This is a genomic window from Ruegeria sp. CG11, assembly GCF_056537245.1.
Map to the genome: position 1 here is coordinate 551152 of NZ_JBQFRE010000002.1, position 18324 is coordinate 569475.

Below are 18324 nucleotides of genomic sequence, written 5' to 3' on the forward strand. Positions count from 1 at the left end.
ATGGATCATATTACCGACCCGATCGACCGTCGCCTGCTGGATGAGTTCCAGCGCGATTTCCCCATCACCGACCGCCCGTTTCAGGTTCTGGGCACTGCGCTGGGCCTGGATGAGACCGAGGTCATCGACCGCCTGAACCGGATGCGCGCAACCGGCCGGATCACGCGCGTTGGCGCGACGATTGCCCCCGGCGCGGTTTCGGCCAGCACTCTGGCCGCCGTCGCCGCACCCGACGAGCGGCTGGAAGAGGTCGCCGCGATGATCGACGCGGAACCCGGCGTGAATCACAATTACCAGCGCGAGGATGACTGGAATCTGTGGTTCGTCGCCACCGGTCCGGACCGCGCTCATGTGAACGACACGCTGGCGCGGATCAGTCACCGTACCGGGCTGCGAGTGCTGGATCTGCGGCTGGTCCGTCCATTCAACGTCGATCTCGGGTTCCGCATGTCGGGTAATACACGCAACGTGCCCGGACCCCGCAAGGTGGACCGCTCGGCCATGCGGGAAGGGGACCGCCCATTGCTGCAAGCGCTCAGCTCGGGCCTGCCGCTGGTCACCGAGCCTTATGCTGAACTGGCGCAGTCGCTGGTTCGATCGACGTCTGACGTGATGGCGCGGATCAAGGCACTGCACGATGCGGGCATCATCTCGCGCCTGGGCGTCATCGTTCGGCACCGGGCACTTGGCTGGTCGGCCAATGCTATGGTGGTTTGGGAAATGCCCGCCGATCAGGTAGGCACTGCCGGCCCGGCCCTTGCCGCGCATCCCGGCGTAACCCTGTGTTATGAGCGGAACCCGGTCGAAGACGTTTGGCCCTATCGCCTCTATTCCATGATCCACGCCCGGTCACGCAATGAAGCGTTGGAGACCCTTTCGGGTGCCACCGCCCTGCCGGAACTGGCTGGCGCCCGTCACAAGGTGCTGTTCTCGACCCGCTGCTTCAAACAGACCGGCGCACTTATCCAAGCCAGAGAGGCCGCCGCATGACGCTGGATGAAACCGACCGCGCAATCCTCAACCGGATGCAGGACGATCTGCCGCTGACCACGCATCCCTATGCGACGATTGCCACCGAACTGGGCATATCGGAAAGCGAGCTACTGAGCCGCCTCACACGCATGAAAGACGAGCGGGTAATCACCCGCTTTGGCCCGTTTTTCGACGCGGCCGCTATGGGTGGCGCGTTCTGCCTGTGTGCTATGGCCGTTCCGCCCGAGAATTTCGAAACCGTCCTGACCAAAGTCAATGCGCATCCGGAGGTTGCCCATAATTATGAACGCACGCATCGGCTGAACATGTGGTTCGTTCTGGCAACCGAAACCCCCGAGGGGATCGAGGCCACGGCCGATGCCATCGAACGGGAAACGGGGATCGAGGTTCTTTGTTTTCCCAAACTGCAGGAATTTTTCATCGGCTTCCGGGTGGCGGCATGATCGACGCGAAAGACAGAGAGATTATCGAGGCGCTGCAAGGCGGCCTGCCCCTTGTGCCTGCGCCCTACACGCAGGTGGCCGTAGATATGGGCATGGACGAAGACGAGTTGCTGCTTCGCTTGGCCGACCTGAAATCGCGCGGCGTAATCCGCCGTATTGCTGCTGCACCCAATCACTACAAACTGGGCATGACCTCGAACGGCATGACCGTCTGGGATGTCGCAGACGACCGCGTAACCGAACTGGGCACCCGGATCGGCGCACTACCTTTTGTGACCCACTGCTATGAACGCCCCCGCGCCCTGCCCGACTGGCCCTATAACCTGTTTGCCATGGTCCACGGCACAGACCGCGACGAGGTCGAAGAAAAGCGCGCCCAGATCACTACCATTCTTGGTGATGCCTGCCGGGCGAAAGATATCCTCTATTCCACGCGCATCCTGAAAAAAACCGGGCTGCGCCTGAAAACGAAAGGCTGAGACATGTTCCGCCTGACTGAATACATGCATCAACTCGTCACCCCCACCCCGGTGCGCAAACGCCGCCCCGGTCCGGTGAAACCGGTGGTGATCTGGAACCTGACGCGACGCTGCAACCTGAAATGCCGCCATTGCTACACCGTTTCGGCGGATGTTGCGTTCCCGGGCGAGCTCAACCACGAGCAAGCCATGGTAACCCTTGAGGATCTGGGCCAGTTTCGCGTCCCGGCCCTGATCCTCTCGGGTGGGGAACCGCTGGACCGGTTCGATTTCTTCGATATCGCCAAACGCGCCCGTGATCTGGTGCCCATGCTGGCGCTGTCGACCAACGGTACGCGGATTCACGACGAAACCGCCGACATGATCGCCGATGTCGGATTCAACTATGTCGGCATCTCGCTGGACGGGATCGGCGCCACGAATGACTGGTTCCGCGGCGTCGAGGGCGCATTTGCCGACGCCCTGCGCGGTGTGCGCGAATGCAAGAAGCGCGGCATCAAGGTGGGCCTGCGGTTCTGCCTGACCGAGGGCACACAACACCACCTGCCCGACCTGCTGCAGCTGTGCGATGACGAGGGTGTCGACAAGTTCTACCTGTCTCACCTTGTTTACGCCGGGCGCGGCGACAAGAACCGGGGCGAGGATGCCGAGCATATGCGCACCCGCAACGGGCTCGACCTGTTGCTGGACCGCGCGTGGGAGGCCGCCTCGGGCGGGCGCCCGCTGGACATCGTGACCGGCAACAATGACGCCGATGCCGGGTATTTCCTGAACTGGGTGCGCGCGCGCTTTGATGCCGACAAGGCCGTCCATGTGCGCGAACATCTTGCCGCGTGGGGTGGCAACTCCAGCGGTTTGGGTGTGGCCAATATCGACAATCTTGGTCGCGTTCATCCCGACACCTATTGGTCCGACTACACGGTCGGCAATGTGAAGACCAAACCGTTTTCCGAGCTTTGGACCAGCGATGATCCGATGCTCGCCATGCTGCGCACCCGCCCGCGCCCGCTCAAGGGGCGCTGCGGGGCTTGTCAGCTCAAGGACGTCTGCGGCGGCAATACCCGGATTCGGGCTTTGCAGCTGACCGGCGACCCCTGGGCCGAAGATCCGGCCTGTTATCTGACAAATCAAGAAATCGGCGTCGAAGATGCGGGCGAGCGCCTGCAGGTGACGCCGTTCCGAGGAAAAAGCCATGACCCGGCGCATCAGTTCTTTTGACACTCTGAAAATCGGCACGTTTTGTTCGCTGCTGCTGGCGGGCACCGCATGGGCCGACGCTCCAGCCAACTATGCCGAACACTGCGCCTCCTGCCACGGCGAAAACCGTCTGGGCGGCGTTGGCCCTGCGCTGATCCCCGAAACGCTGAAACGGATGCGCGGCCCGCGCGTGGCCGCCGTGATCGCCGAAGGGCGCACGGCCACGCAGATGCCCGCCTTTTCCCACGAACTCGACGCGGTGCAGATCGAGGAACTGGCCGGTTGGCTGAAATCCCCACTGGAAACCGAGCCCGAATGGGGCGAGGCCGATATCATGGCCAGCCGCACTTTGGACGAAGACTATGTCCTGGTGGACGCCCCTATCTGGGACAGCGACCCGATGAATATCACGCTGGCGGTTGAGACCGGCGATCACCATGTTAGCGTTTTGGACGGCGACACGTTCGAGGTTCTGGACCGGTTCGAGACCCCCTTTGCGGTGCATGGCGGACCCAAGTTCAGCCCCGATGGCCGCTATGTGTTCATTATGTCCCGCGATGGTTGGGTCCAGAAGTACGACGTCTGGGCGCTAAAACAGGTGGGCCGCGTGCGCGCGGGCCTGAACAGCCGCAACATTGCCATGTCTGGCGACGGAAAATGGGTTGCCGTGGCGAACTACCTGCCCAACAGCCTGACCCTGCTGTCGACCGAGGACCTCTCGGTTGCCAAGGTCGTCGAGGTCAAGAGCAAGAAGGGCGTCCCCAGCCGTGTCTCGGCCGTGTATCAGGCCCCACCGCGCGAAAGCTTCGTTCTGGCGCTAAAAGACGTGCCCGAGATCTGGGAGGTCTTTTACGGCGCCAACCCACCCCAATCCGGCCTTGGTCACGACTTCCGCATCGAGGGTCAATTCAAGAACCCCGACCCTTTCCCGGTGCGCAAGATCACCACGCCCGACTATCTGGACGATTTCTTCTTCGACCAGAGCTATGAATACGTCATGGGCGCCTCGCGCGATGGCAAGGGCGGTCAGGTGATCGATCTGGTCATCGGCCACAAAGTTGCTGATCTGGACCTGCCGGGCATGCCGCATCTGGGCTCGGGCATCACGTGGCAGCGCGGTGATACAACCGTAATGGCCACGCCGCACCTGACTGATGGCACCGTGTCGGTGATCGATATGGAAACCTGGGAAACGGTCAAGCGGATCAAGACCGAAGGACCGGGATTCTTCATGCGCAGCCATGAAAATTCGCCCTACGTTTGGGCCGATGTGTTCTTTGGACCGAACAAGGATGCGATGCATGTGATCGACAAGCAAAGTCTTGAGATCGTTAAGACATTGCGCCCGGCTCCGGGTAAGACAGTTGCGCATGTGGAGTTCACCAAAGACGGCAGCCACGCGCTGGTTTCGATCTGGGAAGATGACGGCGCGGTAATCGTCTATAATGCGCAGACGCTGGAAGAGGTCCGCCGCCTGCCGATGCGCAAACCATCTGGAAAATACAATGTCTGGAACAAAATCACCTTCTCGGAAGGAACCAGCCACTGAAGGCAAATGGCCGGTCTGGAAACTGGCCATTCTGCTTTATCCGGCGACGGCGCTGACCGTGGCCATCAACTTGTTTCTGGCTGGCCTGATCGCCAACAGCGCCGGCTACGGCATAATCGAGCCGGTCACAGCAATCTTGTGGTCGATCCCTCTGGGCGTGCCTGCATCCTGGCTTGCCGGGCGCTGGGTACGCGGCCTGATGGATGAAGCTGACGGTTGAACCAAGGCTTTAGTGCTTTGTGATTTAACCGAAAATCGCCCAAGATTAATTTTTGGGCAGATTGAAAACAAATGACATAAGTCAAGTATCGAATCGAGCGACGGCACTAGGACTCAGGAAAGATTGCCGAGTTGGATTCTCCATGCCCGCCCTCAACCCTCTGCACATGTCAGCTGTTTGCGCGTCCCGCGCAGCTTGTGCACTAGCGGGCATCTTCCTTCTGCTGTTGCAGCTGCTTGGCCCGGCGCTGGCGAGTCCCGGGGAAAGCATGTGGGTGGAGATCTGCTCGGAGGCAGGGGCGGTCTGGGTTCAGGTAGACCTTGAAGAGGACACAACGGACCCAACCGCGCCCTGTCCGAAATGCGCCGATTGCGCCTTGTGCGCGGTCACCTCAGCGGCCCCGGTGCCGGACCTGCCCGTGTTGCAACGGGAAGGTCTTATTCACGCCGCACAATGCGAAAACCGCGATCTGGTCAATATCTACAGCGTAAAACGACTGTGGCCCGAAACCCGGGGACCACCGCGCGCGACCCAAGAAGAATCTGAACGCGCCCTGCGCGCGTCCATGGCGTCCACCCAAGTAATCGGAGGTGCGCCGTGGTCGTAAGTCGCGCAATCCAGTTCCTGCTGGCCCTTACCCTGTCCTGCCTGATGGCGATCAGCGCCCATGCCGACAGCCTCGCCAGCTTCCTGCCTGACATTGAGCCCGCCGATCTGGCCCCAGGTGCCGATGCCTTTGGTCCGGTGCGGGATGACGTCCCCGTCGCCCCTGTGTTGAAGGGCGGGGAAACCATCGCCTGGGCTTTCCTGACATCCGATTTCGTGGGCACCACCGGCTATTCCGGCAAACCCATCCACGTGGTCGCCGCCATCGACGACGATGCGGTGCTGACCGGGGTGAAGCTGGTTAAACACTCGGAACCCATCGTTCTGATCGGCATCCCCAATTCCCGAATGGTCGAACTGACCGAAGGCTACACCGGCCTCGACCTCAAGCACGAGGCCGCAACGGGTGGTGAAGGGCATGACCTCGACATCATCTCAGGCGCGACGGTCACGATCATGGTGATCGACGACAGCCTCGTGCGCGGCGGCATCAAGGTCTCCCGCGCGCTGGGTCTGGGCGGGTTGTCCCCGCTGCAGGCCGACGGGCCGAAACGCGAAGTCGATATGGCCAAGAATGCGGTCTACGACTGGACCACCCTCTCGGGTGACGGTTCGATACGGCGGCTGACGCTGGATGTCGGCCAGGTCAACGCCGCGTTTGAGGCCACCGGCGATCAGCGCGCCATCAAACGCCCCGAAAAGGGTGAGCCGGACGACACCTTTATCGACATGCACGTGGCGCTGGTCTCGGTGCCGTCGATCGGGAAATCCCTGCTGGGTGAGGCCGAATACAAGAACCTGACCAATTGGCTGGACGAAGGCGAACAGGCCATTCTGGTGCTGGGGCGCGGGGCCTACAGCTTCAAGGGCTCGGGCTATGTCCGCGGTGGCATTTTCGACCGGATTCAACTGATCCAGGGCGACAGCTCGGTGCGCTTCTTCGACAAGCAACAGCGCCGTCTGGGTCGGGTCGCAGCATCTGATGCGCCCAGCTTTACCGAGCTTGATATCTTCAAGATCCCCGCCGGTGCCGGGTTTGAGCCGACTGAACCGTTCCGCCTGCAACTGCTGGTGCAACGGGCCGTAGGTGCAGTCGAGAAAACCTTCCTGACCTTCGATTTGGGCTACAAGCTGCCGGATCAGTACCTGTTGCCGGTCACCGCCCCCGCAGTCGTCGATGACGCCACCGGAGAGGCCGCCGCAAAGGCCGCGCTGTGGCAGCGCATCTGGAAAGACCGCACCGTCGAGATTGCCGTTCTGGGCGTCATGCTGCTGGTGCTGACCGCCACGTTCTTCTTCCAGTTCCACGCGACGATGAATGCGCGGGTCTTTTACTGGTTCCGCATCGGATATCTGACGATGACCCTGTTCTTCATCGGCTGGTATGCCAACGCGCAGCTGAGCGTGGTGAACCTGATGGCGCTGGCGGGCAGCCTGCGCACCGGATTTAGCTGGGACGCCTTCCTGCTGGATCCGCTGGTCTTTATCCAATGGTTCGCCGTGGCCGCCGCCCTACTGTTCTGGGGACGCGGGGCCTATTGCGGCTGGCTCTGCCCGTTCGGCGCGCTGCAGGAACTGACCAACAAGATCGCGCGGGCGCTGAAGGTGCCGCAATGGACCCTGCCCTGGGGTCTGAACGAACGGCTTTGGCCTGCGAAATACATGATCTTCCTCGTGCTCTTCGGCATCAGCTTCGTGTCGATCCCGCTGGCCGAGAAGTATGCCGAGATCGAGCCGTTCAAGACAGCGATCATCCTGAAATTCATGCGCGACTGGCCGTTTGTGGTCTTTGCGTTGCTCCTGCTGGGGATCGGGCTGTTCATTGAACGGTTCTACTGCCGCTATCTCTGCCCGCTGGGCGGAGCGCTGGCGATCCCTGCCCGTATCCGCATGTTCGACTGGCTGCGCCGCTACAAAGAGTGCGGCGCCCCCTGTCAGACCTGCGCCAACGAATGCCCCGTTCAGGCAATCCACCCCACTGGTGAGATCAACCCGAACGAGTGCGTCACCTGCCTGCATTGTCAGGTGCTCTACCAGTCCGAGGACAAATGTCCCGTCGTTATCCGCCAGCTTAAACGGCGGGCCAAGACAGGGTCGGTCAACATCAAGACCCCCCTCGGGCAACCACCGGCGAACCATCCGAACGCCAAACCGCAATCTGTTTCCTAAAAAGGAGGAACGATCATGTCGGACAACGAAAACAAACTGAACATCACCCGCCGCGGGATGCTGGGGGCCACCGCCACCGGTGCCGTGCTGGCCGGGACCGGTCTGGGCTCGACCCTGATGACCGCCCGCGAAGCAAGCGCCGCCGCCAAATACAACCTCGAACCCGGTGAGCTGGATGAATATTACGGCTTCTGGTCCTCGGGTCAGACCGGCGAGCTGCGCATCCTGGGCTTCCCGTCCATGCGCGAACTGATGCGGGTGCCGGTGTTCAACCGCTGCTCGGCCACCGGCTGGGGTCAGACCAATGAATCGCTGAAGATCATGACCGATGGTCTGCTGCCGGAAACCAAGGAATTCCTGGCCAAGCGCGGCCTGAAAACCTATGACAACGGCGACCTGCACCACCCGCACATGTCGTTCACCGACGGCACCTATGACGGCCGTTACCTGTTCATGAACGACAAGGCCAACACCCGCGTCGCTCGTGTGCGCTGTGACGTGATGAAATGCGACAAGATCACTGAGATCCCCAACGCCAAGGCGATCCACGGTCTGCGTCCGCAGAAATTCCCGCGCACCGGTTATGTCTTTGCCAATGGTGAAGATGAAACACCGCTGGTCAATGACGGCACAGTGCTGGACGATCCGTCGCAATACGTGAACATCTTCACCGCGCTGGACGGTGACACGATGGAAGTGGCATGGCAGGTGATCGTGTCGGGCAACCTCGACAACACCGACTGCGACTATCAGGGCAAGTACGCCTACTCGACCTCGTACAACTCGGAAATGGGTATGAATCTGGCCGAGATGACCGAGAACGAGCTGGACCACGTTGTTGTCTTCAACCTGGCCGAGATCGAAAAAGGCATCGAAGCCGGCGACTATCAGGAGCTGAAAGGCGTCAAGGTTCTGGACGGCCGTAAGGGTCAGAACAAGAAATACACCCGTTACATCCCGATCCCGAACTCGCCGCACGGCATCAACACCGCGCCGGACGGCAAGCACGTCTGCATCAACGGTAAGCTGTCGCCGACTGTCTCGATCATGGATGTGACCAAGCTGGACGCCCTGTTCGAAAGCGACGCCGATCCGCGGTCGTGCATCGTGGGTGAGCCGCAGCTGGGTCTTGGCCCGCTTCACACCGCCTATGACGGCCAGGGCAACGCGTTCACCACACTGTTCCTGGACAGCCAGGTTGTGAAGTGGAACATCGACAAGGCGATCAAGGCCTATAACGGTGAAGACGTCGATCCGATCATCTCGAAGGTCGACGTGCATTATCAGCCGGGCCACAACTCGACCTCGATGGGTGAAACCAAAGACGCTGACGGCAAGTGGCTGATTTCGATGAACAAGTTCTCGAAAGACCGCTTCCTGAACGTCGGCCCACTGAAGCCCGAGAACGAGCAGTTGATCGACATCTCGTCCGACGAGATGAAAGTGGTCCACGATGGCCCGACCTTTGCCGAGCCGCATGACTCGATCATCGTTCGCTCCGACATCGTCAACCCGGTCAACGTCTGGGACCGCAACGACGTCACATGGGAAGACGCCCGCAAACAGGCCGAAGCCGACGGCATCGATCTGGAAGAAGGCGCCGAAGAGCCCATCCGTGACGGCAACAAGGTGCGCGTCTACATGACCTCGCAGGCACCGACCTTCAGCCTTGAGAAGTTCACGGTCAAACAGGGCGACGAGGTGACGGTCTACATCACCAACCTCGACGACGTGGATGACGTGACACACGGCTTCTGCCTGGGCAACTACGGCATCGCGATGGAGATTGGGCCGATGGCCACCGCCTCGGTCACCTTCACCGCTGACCGTCCGGGCGTGCACTGGTTCTACTGCCAGTGGTTCTGCCACGCGCTGCACATGGAAATGCGCGGCCGGATGCTGGTCGAGCCGCAGGGAGCATAACCCATGCGTTGGTCCCTGCTCATACCGCTCCTGCTCGGCTCGCCCCTTTGGGCGGCGGACTGGGATGTGCCCAACCGGGCGGGGGCCATCAATGAAATACTGGCGCAGGCGGCGGATGGAGACACCCTCCGCCTGAGCCCGGGTGTTTACACCGAAACCCTGGTTCTGGACCGGCCCGTCACCATCGACGGGCAGGGCCAGGCCACCATCGACGGACAAGGCAACGGCAGCGTCATTACCGTGACCGGACCGGGCGTGACTGTGCGCGGACTGACGGTGATCGGCTCCGGCTCAAGCCATGACGGGATCGACAGTGGCATCCAGCTGACCAAAACGGCCAAAGCGCCCGTGGTCGAGGATAACGTGTTGCTGGGCAATCTATATGGCGTCGACATTCACGGGGCCAAGGACAGCATCGTGCGCGGCAACCGGATCGAAGGCCGGTTGGACCAGCGGATGAATGACCGTGGCAATGGTGTTTATGTCTGGAACGCGCCGGGTGCGGTGGTTGATGGCAATGACATCCGGTACGGGCGCGACGGTATATTTGTGAACTCGTCGAAGAAGAATACCTTCACCAACAACCTGTTCCGCGATCTGCGTTTCGCCGTGCATTACATGTATGCCGACGACTCGGTCGTCAGCGACAACGTCTCGATCGGCAATGATCTGGGCTATGCGGTCATGTTCACGACCAATGTAACCGTGGCCAACAACGTCTCGATCGGTGACCGCGAGCATGGCGTGATGCTGAATTATGCCAACAAGAGCACCATCACAGGCAACGTGGTGAAAGGTGCGAAAGAAAAATGCACCTTCCTCTATAATTCCAACAAGAACGAATTCACTGATAACTGGTTCCAGGGTTGTGGTATCGGTATCCACTTTACTGCTGGTTCCGAGCGCAACCGGATCGTCGGAAACGCCTTTGTCGGCAACCGGACGCAAGTGAAATACGTCTCGACCAAATGGGTCGAGTGGTCCGAAGACGGGCGCGGTAACTACTGGTCCGATTTCGCCGCCTATGATGTGGATGGCAACGGCGTGGCAGATGCCCCCTATCGCCCCAATGACAGTATGGACCATGTGCTGTGGACCCAACCCGCAGCCAAATTGTTGCTCGGCTCGCCTGCCGTGCAACTGGTGCGCTGGTCGCAATCGGCCTTCCCGGCACTGCTGCCGGGGGGCGTGATGGACAGCAATCCCTTGATGCAAGCCCCTGAACCCCAAGCAATGAAAAAGGTGCCTCATGACGGATAAGGCCCTGTCAATCGAACATGTTTTCAAGGACCGAGGGAAAACCCGCGTTCTTGACGATATCAACCTGTCTCTTGCCCCCGGTCAGCGCGTGGCGCTGCTGGGCCATAACGGCGCGGGCAAGTCGACCCTGATCAAATCCATTCTCGGCCTGACGCCCATCCACAGCGGCGCCATCCGGATCGGCGATACCACCCCCGGCACGGCACAAGCCCGACGGGATACCGCCTATCTGCCCGAGGCGGTGTCATTCCACCCGGCCCTGACCGGGCGCGAGCAACTGACCCTGTTCGCAAAGCTGTCCGGAGCCAAAGCCGATGTGCCCGGCCTGCTGGACCGTGTTGGCCTCAGCGATGCGTTGGACCGGCGGATCGGAACCTATTCCAAGGGGATGCGGCAACGTCTGGGTCTGGCGCAAGTGTTGCTGGGCCAGCCGAAAGTGGCGTTGTTGGACGAGCCGACCTCGGGGCTGGACCCGATTTCCCGGCAAGATCTCTATGCTATCATCGACGAGTTGGCCGCACAGGGCACCGCCGTCCTGATCGCCTCGCACGCCCTGACCGAGGTCGAGGCCCGCACCGACCGCATTGCCATCATGCGCAAGGGCCGGATGGTCGCCGACGACACGCTGAGCAACCTGTCGGCGCTGGCCGGTCTGCCGATCCGCCTGCGCGTACGCGCCAGCGTCAACGCGGATGCAGTGGCCGCCGAGTTGGGTGGCAACCGGATCAACGGGGCGTCCGTGGAGCTGCTCTGCACCCCTGATGACAAGATGGAGGCGCTGCGCCGGATCGCCGGGTTGGGCGATGCCGTGGCGGATGTGGAGATGACCCCACCCAAGCTGGAAGACCTCTATCGCCACTACGCTCAGGAGGAGATGCAATGACCCGCTTCCTCGCCATCACCCGCACCGAGATGCTGATCCTGCGCCGCAACCGCTGGCTGCTGGTGGCCACGCTGATCATGGTGCTGTTCGCCTTGGCGCTGACCTTCGCAGGCAGTGCACCGACTGGCACTCTGGGCGTCGACATGCTGACCGTCTCGGTGGCCTCGATGACCACCTTGTCGGTCTACCTTGCGCCCTTGCTCGCGCTGATGATTGCCTTCGACGCCATTGCCGGCGACGTGGACCGGGGCAGCCTGTCGCTGCTGCTGTCCTATCCCGCCGGGCGCGGAGAAATCCTGTTGGGCAAGTTCACTGCGCACCTTGCCGCACTGGCTTTTGCCATGACCGTCGGTTTCGGCACCGCAGGCGCAGTCGCTGCCTTCTTTGGTGGCGCAGGGCCGGAAAGCCTGATGGCGCTGGTCCGCCTTATCCTCACGTCCATCCTGCTGGGCGCCGTATTTCTGGCGCTGGGTTACCTGCTGTCCGCCCTGGCAAAGGGGGCTACGGCGGCGGCAGGTCTGTCGGCCGGGCTCTGGCTGGTTTTTGTCGTCCTTTATGATCTGGGCTTGTTGGGAGCCGTCGTCATGGACAAGGACGGCACCTTCACCCAATCCGTCTTTCCATGGGTGATGGTAGCCAACCCGGCCGACGCATTTCGTCTGTGGAACATCGCGGCAACAGAAGGCGTCGCCATGGCGTCCGGCATGACCGGCGCCGCGCAGGCCCTGCCCAACTGGGCCGCACCCGCTTCCCTGCTGATCTGGCCGGTGCTGGGCTTTGCCCTTGCTCGCCTCGCATTCCGGAGGGTCGAGCCATGAAACGTCTCGCCCTAATCGCTCTGGTCGCTCTGACCGCCTGCAAGGAAGAAGTTGCCGAAGCTCCCGACCCGATTGATCTGACCCCGGATGCGCTCAGCTATTTCTGTCAGATGAACATTGCCGAACATGGCGGGCCAAAGGGGCAGATTCATCTGGAAGGGTATCCCGCGCCGCTGTTCTTTGCACAGGTACGCGACATGGTGGCTTATCTGAAAAGCCCCGAACGCGACGCCGAGATCACCGCCGTGTACGTCAGTGACATGGGAATTGCCCCAAACTGGCGGCAACCCGGCATATCCAACTGGATCGCCGCGGATGGTGCTACCTTCGTTGTCGGCTCTAACGTTGCCGGCGGCATGGGCGCGCCCGAGGTTGTCCCCTTCGCCGATCCCGCCGCGGCCGATGTCTTTATCACCCAATATGGCGGCGCACAGATGCCGCTGTCCGACATTCCCGCTGCCGAGGTTCTTGGCCCTGTCGATCTGGACCTGAAACTGGAGACCCCCTCATGATCCCCCTCTCCCGCCGCCGGTTCCTGACCATATCTGCTGCCTGTGCGGCCTTTCCAGCCGGTGCAAAACCTGCCCCGGCGGTCCATTGGCGCGGGGTCGCGCTGGGGGCCGAGGCCAGTTTGCGGCTGGAGGGGCTGACCGACGCCCAAGCCGCGCCGATCATCGCCGCGGTTGAGGCCGAGATGGACCGGCTGGAGAACATCTTCAGCCTGTACCGGCCCCAATCTGAACTCAGTCGCCTGAACAGCAACGGGCACCTGTCCGGCCCCGCACCCGAACTCTTGAACGTTCTCAGCCTGTGCACGGCGCTGCACGATGCGACGAACGGAGCTTTCGACCCCACGATTCAGCCGCTCTGGTCCGCGCTTGCGAGCGGTGCGAGCCGCGACAAGATCGACGCGGCCCGACGCTCTGTCGGTTGGGCAGGCGTGACCGTTCAGGCGGACGTGATCCGTCTGCCCCAACCCGGCGTTTCCGCACTGACCCTGAACGGTATCGCGCAAGGTGCAATTACCGACCGTATCAGTGCACTGCTAAAGGGGCATGGCCTGCAGAACGTGCTGGTGAACATGGGGGAAATCGCAGCCCTGGGGCAACGCGCAGACGGGCTGGCCTGGCAAGTCGGACTGGCCGGGCACGGAGGTCAGGTCCAAAAAACCATCGAATTGCGGGACCGAGCGGTCGCAACGTCGGACGCGTGCAGCTTCATGCTGACAGGTGATCAAGGACACATCCTGAACCCTGCCGGCGGTTCGCGCCCAGCAAATATCGTGTCAGTTTCAGCCGCCAGCGCAGCCATTGCCGACGGGTTGTCCACAGCATTGTGCGCCCTGCCGAAGACAGGAATTGAAACAGCACTCAGATCCTTTCCCGACGCACGGCTGGAAATGCATATCTGATCATAAGAATTAGCTCTGCCCGCAGATCGCGCCATGAGCGTGCCCCAAAACAACGGAGCCAGAACAAGGGCTTGCCAACGGTTAACGAGGTAAGCCTTTGATCGCGCCGTCTCTACGAAAAAGGTAGGTGGCGGAGACGAAGGGATTCGAACCCTCGAGACGGTTTCCCGCCTACTCCCTTAGCAGGGGAGCGCCTTCGACCACTCGGCCACGTCTCCGCCGACGGGTATATCCTTGCAAACACCGGAAATACAAGGCCATTTCTGAACAGTTTGGCAGTTTTCTTTGAAACCCCAGAACTTCTTGAAATCGCACCAAATAGAGCCGTTTTGCACCGAATTCGGGCAATATCCTGTAAACCGATTTCAACAGCACAGACCCGCAACAGGTTTCAGATTCGCGAAACGCCCGTCGTGCCACTTCCCCAAGTTCAGCATCTGATGACGGTGGTGCCCCGGAGCCCTACCTTGGACCGTCAGTTTTTCAAAAGGTCGATGACCAACCGTCCCTGGGTCGTTTCCCAAAAGCCTTCCCGGCCAAGAACCCAATACCCGAAATCCGACCGCGCGTGGTGGGTCGACATGGGAACGAGACTCTTCCCGTCGATCAGGTCCTGAATGATCCCCGTCCACCCAAGCGCCACCCCAGCCCCGGTCAGGGCCAGATGCAGCGCCATTCCGTGATCGTTAACCACGACACGGTTGTCGGACAGACGCCAATCGTCCTGGGAGCGATCCAGCCATGCCTCCCAACTCAGCCAGCGCCGTTCCGGGTCTTCCTGTTCGATCAACGGAATGTTGGACACATCAATGCTGCCATCCGGTTGCCGGTATCGTTCGATCAGGCTGGGGGACGCGACGGGGCAAACGGTTTCGTCAATCAGCTTTCGGGCCTCAAATCCCGGCCAGTGGCCCTGACCGAAGAGTATCCAGCAATCTGCCGGTTCCGGAAACAGGTCCGCGTCTTTGACCAGAGTGATCACCTTCACCTGAACACCCAACCGTTCCGACAGTTCGGGCAGGCGCGAAGACAACCAGTAGGTTCCGATCCCTGGATAGGTTGCGATTGTGAATATCCCATCGCCGCTTTTCGCCCGAATCCGGGCAGCCGTCGTTCGAATGCTTCGAAAAGCCCGTGAAACTGTGTCGTACAGCTCACTCGCGTCCGGGGTCGGGGCCAGACGACCGTGGGATTTTTCAAACAGAACGATACCCAGATCCTGCTCAAGCTGTTTGATCTGATAGCTAATTGCCGGCTGCTGCACATTCAGTGCCTTGGCGGCCAGCGTGAAACTGCCATGCCAGTAGGCCTCTTCGAATGCCCTCAGGCCCTTGAGTGTCGGCAGACTGTCCGTCATTGAAAAATTCAATCTCGTGCTCAGAATTTTCCACATATTGTAAAGGAAAAAACTGGTTTAAACAGTCGTAAATATTCAGACACCGGAAATTGGGAGGTTCTGCTTGTCTACCGATATCGAAAAAATTTTGAATGTGGCGCGTGAACATGCGGCCACTGAAGTTGCCCCGAATGTTGACGCCTGGAACCAATCAGGGGTTTGGCCCCGCGCTGCGTCGGACAAGGCAGGGGCTGAAGGTCTAACGGGTCTCTATGCGCCCAAGGAATATGGCGGTCAGGGGCTTTCCCTTGGCGACGGCATCCGGGTTTACGAGGAACTGGGAACCGCCGACGGGGCCTATGCTTTTGCGCTGTCGATGCACAATATCTGCACCTTCGCCGGATGCGGCTATGGCACCGAAGCCTTCAAGGAACAGTGGGCGCGCGACCTGACATCCGGCCGGAAACTTGCGAATTTCGCGTTGACGGAACCGCAGTCGGGCTCTGACGCGACCAACATGTACAGCCGCGCCGTGATCAACTCGGACGGAACATGGACCATCAACGGCGCGAAAGCCTGGGTCAGCCTTGCGGGTGAGGCGGATATCTATTTCACCGTGGTGAAGACAACCGACCAACCCGGGCATCAGGATATGGCGATGATCGCCATCCCTGCCGACGCTCCAGGCCTGAGCTTCGGGCCCCGCTATGAGACACCCAGCTACACCTTCCTGCCTCTGTCCGAGATGTACATGAAGGACGTCGTCGTTTCGGAGGACAACATCATCCTGCCGATCGGTCAGGGCTTGCAGGGGTCGTTGATGGCGATTGACATCGCCCGTGTTTCGATTGCGTCGGGTTGCTGCGGATTGATGCAGGCCGCGCTGGACACGGCGCTGAGCTATTCCAAGAACCGCAAGATGTTTGGTGGCAAAAACCTGGATCTGGACGGCATTCAATGGATGCTGGGCGATGTGGCCACCGAGCTGGAGGCCTCGCGCCTGTTGTACCGGGCGGCGGCAAATGCGCTTGGAACGCCCGAAGGCCCCGTGATGGCTGCGCACGCCAAACGGTTTGTCCCGGATGCGGCAGTCAAAGCGGCCAACACCTGTACACAGGTTCTTGGGGGGATGGGGTTGCTCAAACCCTACGGCTTGGACCGCCTGTCGCGGCTCAGCCAGATGCTGCGTATCGTTGATGGCACCACGGAAATCAGCCGGGTCGTGATTGGGCGCAGTTTGGCGAAACGGGCTAAAACCTTGCCAGACCTGCCTGTTCCGAAGGGTTTCGGAGAAACCTGAGCCAAGTCACGCTGGTCTGTTTGGGAGGGTTGACCATGCAAAAGCACTTTGAAGCGATGGAAAAGACAGCGGCCAACCATGTGCCGCTGTCCCCGCTGTCATTCCTGAACCGCGCGGACGCCCTGCACGGGCACCGTACGGCCGTGATCTACGGGGACGTTCGGCGCGATTGGGCCGAGGTTGTCCGGCGTGCACGCGCGGTTGCGCGTGGGTTGGCTGAAATGGGCATCACCAAGGGCGACACAGTTTCCGTTCTCTGCCCCAACATTCCCGAACTGTTCGAACTCCATTTCGCGGTGCCCCTGTCCGGTGCCGTTCTGAACACGCTGAACACTCGGCTGGAGCCTGAGACGATTGCCTATATCCTGGATCACGCCGACACCAGACTGGTGATTGTTGACCGTGAGCTGGTGCCGCTTTTGGCCAAGGCTTTTGCCCTGCTGGGTCGTGAGATTCCGGTTGTGGAAATCGCCGACCCCAATGCGGCGGGTGGAGAAAGCCTTGGTGGGCGGGACTATTCCGAACTTCTGAACAAAGGCGAACACGATGGTTCGGCTCTGCCCAATGACGAATGGGATGCAATTGCGCTGAACTACACTTCGGGCACGTCCGGGCGTCCGAAAGGTGTGGTGTATCACCATCGCGGCGCCTACTTGATGGCGCTTGGCACGGTGGCAGCGTGGCAGATGCCCAGTTATCCGGTCTACCTGTCTGTTGTGCCGATGTTCCACTGCAACGGCTGGGGGCACCCGTGGGTGATGGCCCTGCAAGGCGGCACCATAGTGTTCACCCGCGTACCCGCCGCGGACAAGATCATGGCTGCCATTCGTGATCATGGCGTGACTCATTTGGGTGCGGCACCAATTGTGCTGCAAATGCTGGCAGAACTGGACGAAAGCGGGACCGAGCCCTTTGACCCGGTCATCAAGGTAATGACCGCAGGCGCACCGCCGCCGCCTTCGGTACTTGAGAAGACCAAGGCGATGGGGCTGGATGTCATGCAGGTCTATGGCCTGACCGAAACCTACGGCCATATCTCTCAATGCCTGTGGCAAGAGGCATGGGACGCCGAAAGCCCAGCCGAACAAGCTCGTCTGCAAGCGCAACAGGGCATTGCCTTTCCCATGGTCGAATCCGTTTCGGTCGTTGACCGCGACAGCGGGGAAACCGTCCCCCGGGATGGCGAAACGCAGGGCGAGATCGCCATTCGCGGCAATACGGTCATGAAGGGCTATTACAAGGACCCCGATGCCACGGCCGAGGCTTTTGACAACGGGCGTTTCTGGTCCGGCGACGCCGCCGTGGTCAATCCGGACGGCTACATGCAGATCCGGGACCGGTTGAAGGACGTCATCATCTCGGGCGGCGAAAACATCTCATCGGTCGAGGTCGAGGCCGTTCTCTACCGCCATCCGGCCGTACAGGCCGCTGCGGTCGTGGCCAAACCCGACCCCAAATGGGGCGAAGTGCCCTGTGCCTTTGTCGAGTTGCGCCCCGGGCAAGAGGCAAACACTGACGAAATCATAGCGTTTTGCAGGGAGCATCTGGCAGGGTTCAAGGCCCCCAAGGCCGTGGCGTTCATGGACCTGCCCAAGACATCGACCGGGAAAATTCAGAAGTTCCAACTCAGGGACAAGATGAAAACGACAGAGACCTGAAAAGTCCGACCACCACGCAGAAAACCAACGAAGCACTCAGCAAGAGCGTTGCCAAAGATTCTTGGCTCGGTATCCTGCA

The 18324-nt window shown here is 60.8% G+C and carries 17 protein-coding genes and 1 tRNA gene; 16 read left to right on the forward strand and 2 right to left on the reverse strand.

The features are described 5' to 3' along the window. From ahbB (ACR0KW_RS08965) to ACR0KW_RS09030, 14 genes are all read left to right on the forward strand, one after another. Window positions 1-990: a siroheme decarboxylase subunit beta gene (gene ahbB / locus ACR0KW_RS08965; protein ID WP_480804658.1), complete on the forward strand. Its 990-nt coding sequence runs from the start codon at window positions 1-3 to the stop codon at window positions 988-990. Beyond that, window positions 987-1436 carry an Lrp/AsnC family transcriptional regulator gene (locus tag ACR0KW_RS08970; protein ID WP_480804659.1) on the forward strand — a complete coding sequence of 150 codons (450 nt, stop codon included), beginning with the start codon at window positions 987-989 and terminating at the stop codon, window positions 1434-1436. Before ahbB (ACR0KW_RS08965) ends, ACR0KW_RS08970 begins: the two co-directional genes overlap by 4 nt. Beyond that, window positions 1433-1915: a siroheme decarboxylase subunit beta gene (gene ahbB / locus ACR0KW_RS08975; protein WP_480804660.1), complete on the forward strand. Its 483-nt coding sequence runs from the start codon at window positions 1433-1435 to the stop codon at window positions 1913-1915. The genes ACR0KW_RS08970 and ahbB (ACR0KW_RS08975) overlap by 4 nt, the downstream gene beginning before the upstream one ends. Before the next feature lie 3 nt (window positions 1916-1918). Beyond that, entirely contained in the window at window positions 1919-3133 is a 1215-nt protein-coding gene (nirJ, locus tag ACR0KW_RS08980; protein WP_480804661.1) for a heme d1 biosynthesis radical SAM protein NirJ, read from the forward strand. Next, complete coding sequence (locus tag ACR0KW_RS08985) at window positions 3108-4661, forward strand: cytochrome D1 domain-containing protein (protein ID WP_480804662.1); 1554 nt, start codon at window positions 3108-3110, stop codon at window positions 4659-4661. Before nirJ ends, ACR0KW_RS08985 begins: the two co-directional genes overlap by 26 nt. Further along, the gene (locus ACR0KW_RS08990; protein ID WP_170327975.1) at window positions 4618-4881 is read left to right on the forward strand and encodes a hypothetical protein; all 264 of its coding nucleotides are present in this window, start codon (window positions 4618-4620) and stop codon (window positions 4879-4881) included. Before ACR0KW_RS08985 ends, ACR0KW_RS08990 begins: the two co-directional genes overlap by 44 nt. 142 nt (window positions 4882-5023) lie before the next feature. Then, on the forward strand, window positions 5024-5488 hold the full coding sequence (locus tag ACR0KW_RS08995; RefSeq protein ID WP_480804663.1) for a DUF2946 family protein: 465 nt from the start codon (window positions 5024-5026) through the stop codon (window positions 5486-5488). Between the two features lie 44 nt (window positions 5489-5532). Beyond that, window positions 5533-7656, forward strand: coding sequence for a 4Fe-4S binding protein (locus ACR0KW_RS09000; RefSeq protein ID WP_480804729.1), 2124 nt, complete (start codon window positions 5533-5535; stop codon window positions 7654-7656). A 15-nt stretch (window positions 7657-7671) separates the two neighbouring features. Continuing rightward, entirely contained in the window at window positions 7672-9579 is a 1908-nt protein-coding gene (gene nosZ, locus ACR0KW_RS09005; protein ID WP_480804664.1) for a TAT-dependent nitrous-oxide reductase, read from the forward strand. Between the two features lie 3 nt (window positions 9580-9582). Beyond that, window positions 9583-10839, forward strand: a complete 1257-nt coding sequence (locus ACR0KW_RS09010; protein WP_480804665.1) for a nitrous oxide reductase family maturation protein NosD — start codon at window positions 9583-9585, stop codon at window positions 10837-10839. After that, the gene (locus ACR0KW_RS09015; protein WP_480804666.1) at window positions 10829-11722 is read left to right on the forward strand and encodes an ABC transporter ATP-binding protein; all 894 of its coding nucleotides are present in this window, start codon (window positions 10829-10831) and stop codon (window positions 11720-11722) included. Before ACR0KW_RS09010 ends, ACR0KW_RS09015 begins: the two co-directional genes overlap by 11 nt. Then, window positions 11719-12540, forward strand: coding sequence for an ABC transporter permease (locus ACR0KW_RS09020; protein ID WP_170327980.1), 822 nt, complete (start codon window positions 11719-11721; stop codon window positions 12538-12540). The genes ACR0KW_RS09015 and ACR0KW_RS09020 overlap by 4 nt, the downstream gene beginning before the upstream one ends. Then, window positions 12537-13052: a nitrous oxide reductase accessory protein NosL gene (locus ACR0KW_RS09025; protein WP_170546547.1), complete on the forward strand. Its 516-nt coding sequence runs from the start codon at window positions 12537-12539 to the stop codon at window positions 13050-13052. The genes ACR0KW_RS09020 and ACR0KW_RS09025 overlap by 4 nt, the downstream gene beginning before the upstream one ends. Continuing rightward, on the forward strand, window positions 13049-13951 hold the full coding sequence (locus ACR0KW_RS09030) for an FAD:protein FMN transferase (protein ID WP_480804667.1): 903 nt from the start codon (window positions 13049-13051) through the stop codon (window positions 13949-13951). Before ACR0KW_RS09025 ends, ACR0KW_RS09030 begins: the two co-directional genes overlap by 4 nt. Before the next feature lie 128 nt (window positions 13952-14079). On the opposite strand, the gene ACR0KW_RS09035 is transcribed toward ACR0KW_RS09030, so the two are convergent. Both ACR0KW_RS09035 and ACR0KW_RS09040 read right to left on the reverse strand, forming a co-directional pair. Beyond that, window positions 14080-14169: transfer RNA gene (locus ACR0KW_RS09035), tRNA-Ser, on the reverse strand. Window positions 14170-14426: 257 nt separating this feature from the next. Further along, a complete protein-coding gene (locus tag ACR0KW_RS09040; protein ID WP_480804668.1) occupies window positions 14427-15308 on the reverse strand; it encodes a LysR family transcriptional regulator in 882 nt (293 codons plus the stop codon). Between the two features lie 103 nt (window positions 15309-15411). Here ACR0KW_RS09040 and ACR0KW_RS09045 point away from each other — a divergent pair, with 103 nt between their 5' ends. Beyond that, window positions 15412-16587: an acyl-CoA dehydrogenase family protein gene (locus tag ACR0KW_RS09045; protein WP_480804669.1), complete on the forward strand. Its 1176-nt coding sequence runs from the start codon at window positions 15412-15414 to the stop codon at window positions 16585-16587. Window positions 16588-16622: 35 nt separating this feature from the next. Further along, the gene (locus ACR0KW_RS09050; RefSeq protein ID WP_480804670.1) at window positions 16623-18245 is read left to right on the forward strand and encodes an AMP-binding protein; all 1623 of its coding nucleotides are present in this window, start codon (window positions 16623-16625) and stop codon (window positions 18243-18245) included. The last annotated feature ends 79 nt before the right edge of the window (window positions 18246-18324 follow it).

What these genes read in the sequence shown, in the direction of transcription:
- ahbB (WP_480804658.1), top strand. Translation starts at nt 1, where the DNA reads ATGGATCATATTACCGACCCGATCGACCGTCGCCTGCTGGATGAGTTC.
- ACR0KW_RS08970 (WP_480804659.1), top strand. Translation starts at nt 987, where the DNA reads ATGACGCTGGATGAAACCGACCGCGCAATCCTCAACCGGATGCAGGAC.
- ahbB (WP_480804660.1), top strand. Translation starts at nt 1,433, where the DNA reads ATGATCGACGCGAAAGACAGAGAGATTATCGAGGCGCTGCAAGGCGGC.
- nirJ (WP_480804661.1), top strand. Translation starts at nt 1,919, where the DNA reads ATGTTCCGCCTGACTGAATACATGCATCAACTCGTCACCCCCACCCCG.
- ACR0KW_RS08985 (WP_480804662.1), top strand. Translation starts at nt 3,108, where the DNA reads ATGACCCGGCGCATCAGTTCTTTTGACACTCTGAAAATCGGCACGTTT.
- ACR0KW_RS08990 (WP_170327975.1), top strand. Translation starts at nt 4,618, where the DNA reads ATGTCTGGAACAAAATCACCTTCTCGGAAGGAACCAGCCACTGAAGGC.
- ACR0KW_RS08995 (WP_480804663.1), top strand. Translation starts at nt 5,024, where the DNA reads ATGCCCGCCCTCAACCCTCTGCACATGTCAGCTGTTTGCGCGTCCCGC.
- ACR0KW_RS09000 (WP_480804729.1), top strand. Translation starts at nt 5,533, where the DNA reads ATGGCGATCAGCGCCCATGCCGACAGCCTCGCCAGCTTCCTGCCTGAC.
- nosZ (WP_480804664.1), top strand. Translation starts at nt 7,672, where the DNA reads ATGTCGGACAACGAAAACAAACTGAACATCACCCGCCGCGGGATGCTG.
- ACR0KW_RS09010 (WP_480804665.1), top strand. Translation starts at nt 9,583, where the DNA reads ATGCGTTGGTCCCTGCTCATACCGCTCCTGCTCGGCTCGCCCCTTTGG.
- ACR0KW_RS09015 (WP_480804666.1), top strand. Translation starts at nt 10,829, where the DNA reads ATGACGGATAAGGCCCTGTCAATCGAACATGTTTTCAAGGACCGAGGG.
- ACR0KW_RS09020 (WP_170327980.1), top strand. Translation starts at nt 11,719, where the DNA reads ATGACCCGCTTCCTCGCCATCACCCGCACCGAGATGCTGATCCTGCGC.
- ACR0KW_RS09025 (WP_170546547.1), top strand. Translation starts at nt 12,537, where the DNA reads ATGAAACGTCTCGCCCTAATCGCTCTGGTCGCTCTGACCGCCTGCAAG.
- ACR0KW_RS09030 (WP_480804667.1), top strand. Translation starts at nt 13,049, where the DNA reads ATGATCCCCCTCTCCCGCCGCCGGTTCCTGACCATATCTGCTGCCTGT.
- ACR0KW_RS09040 (WP_480804668.1), bottom strand. Translation starts at nt 15,308, where the DNA reads ATGACGGACAGTCTGCCGACACTCAAGGGCCTGAGGGCATTCGAAGAG.
- ACR0KW_RS09050 (WP_480804670.1), top strand. Translation starts at nt 16,623, where the DNA reads ATGCAAAAGCACTTTGAAGCGATGGAAAAGACAGCGGCCAACCATGTG.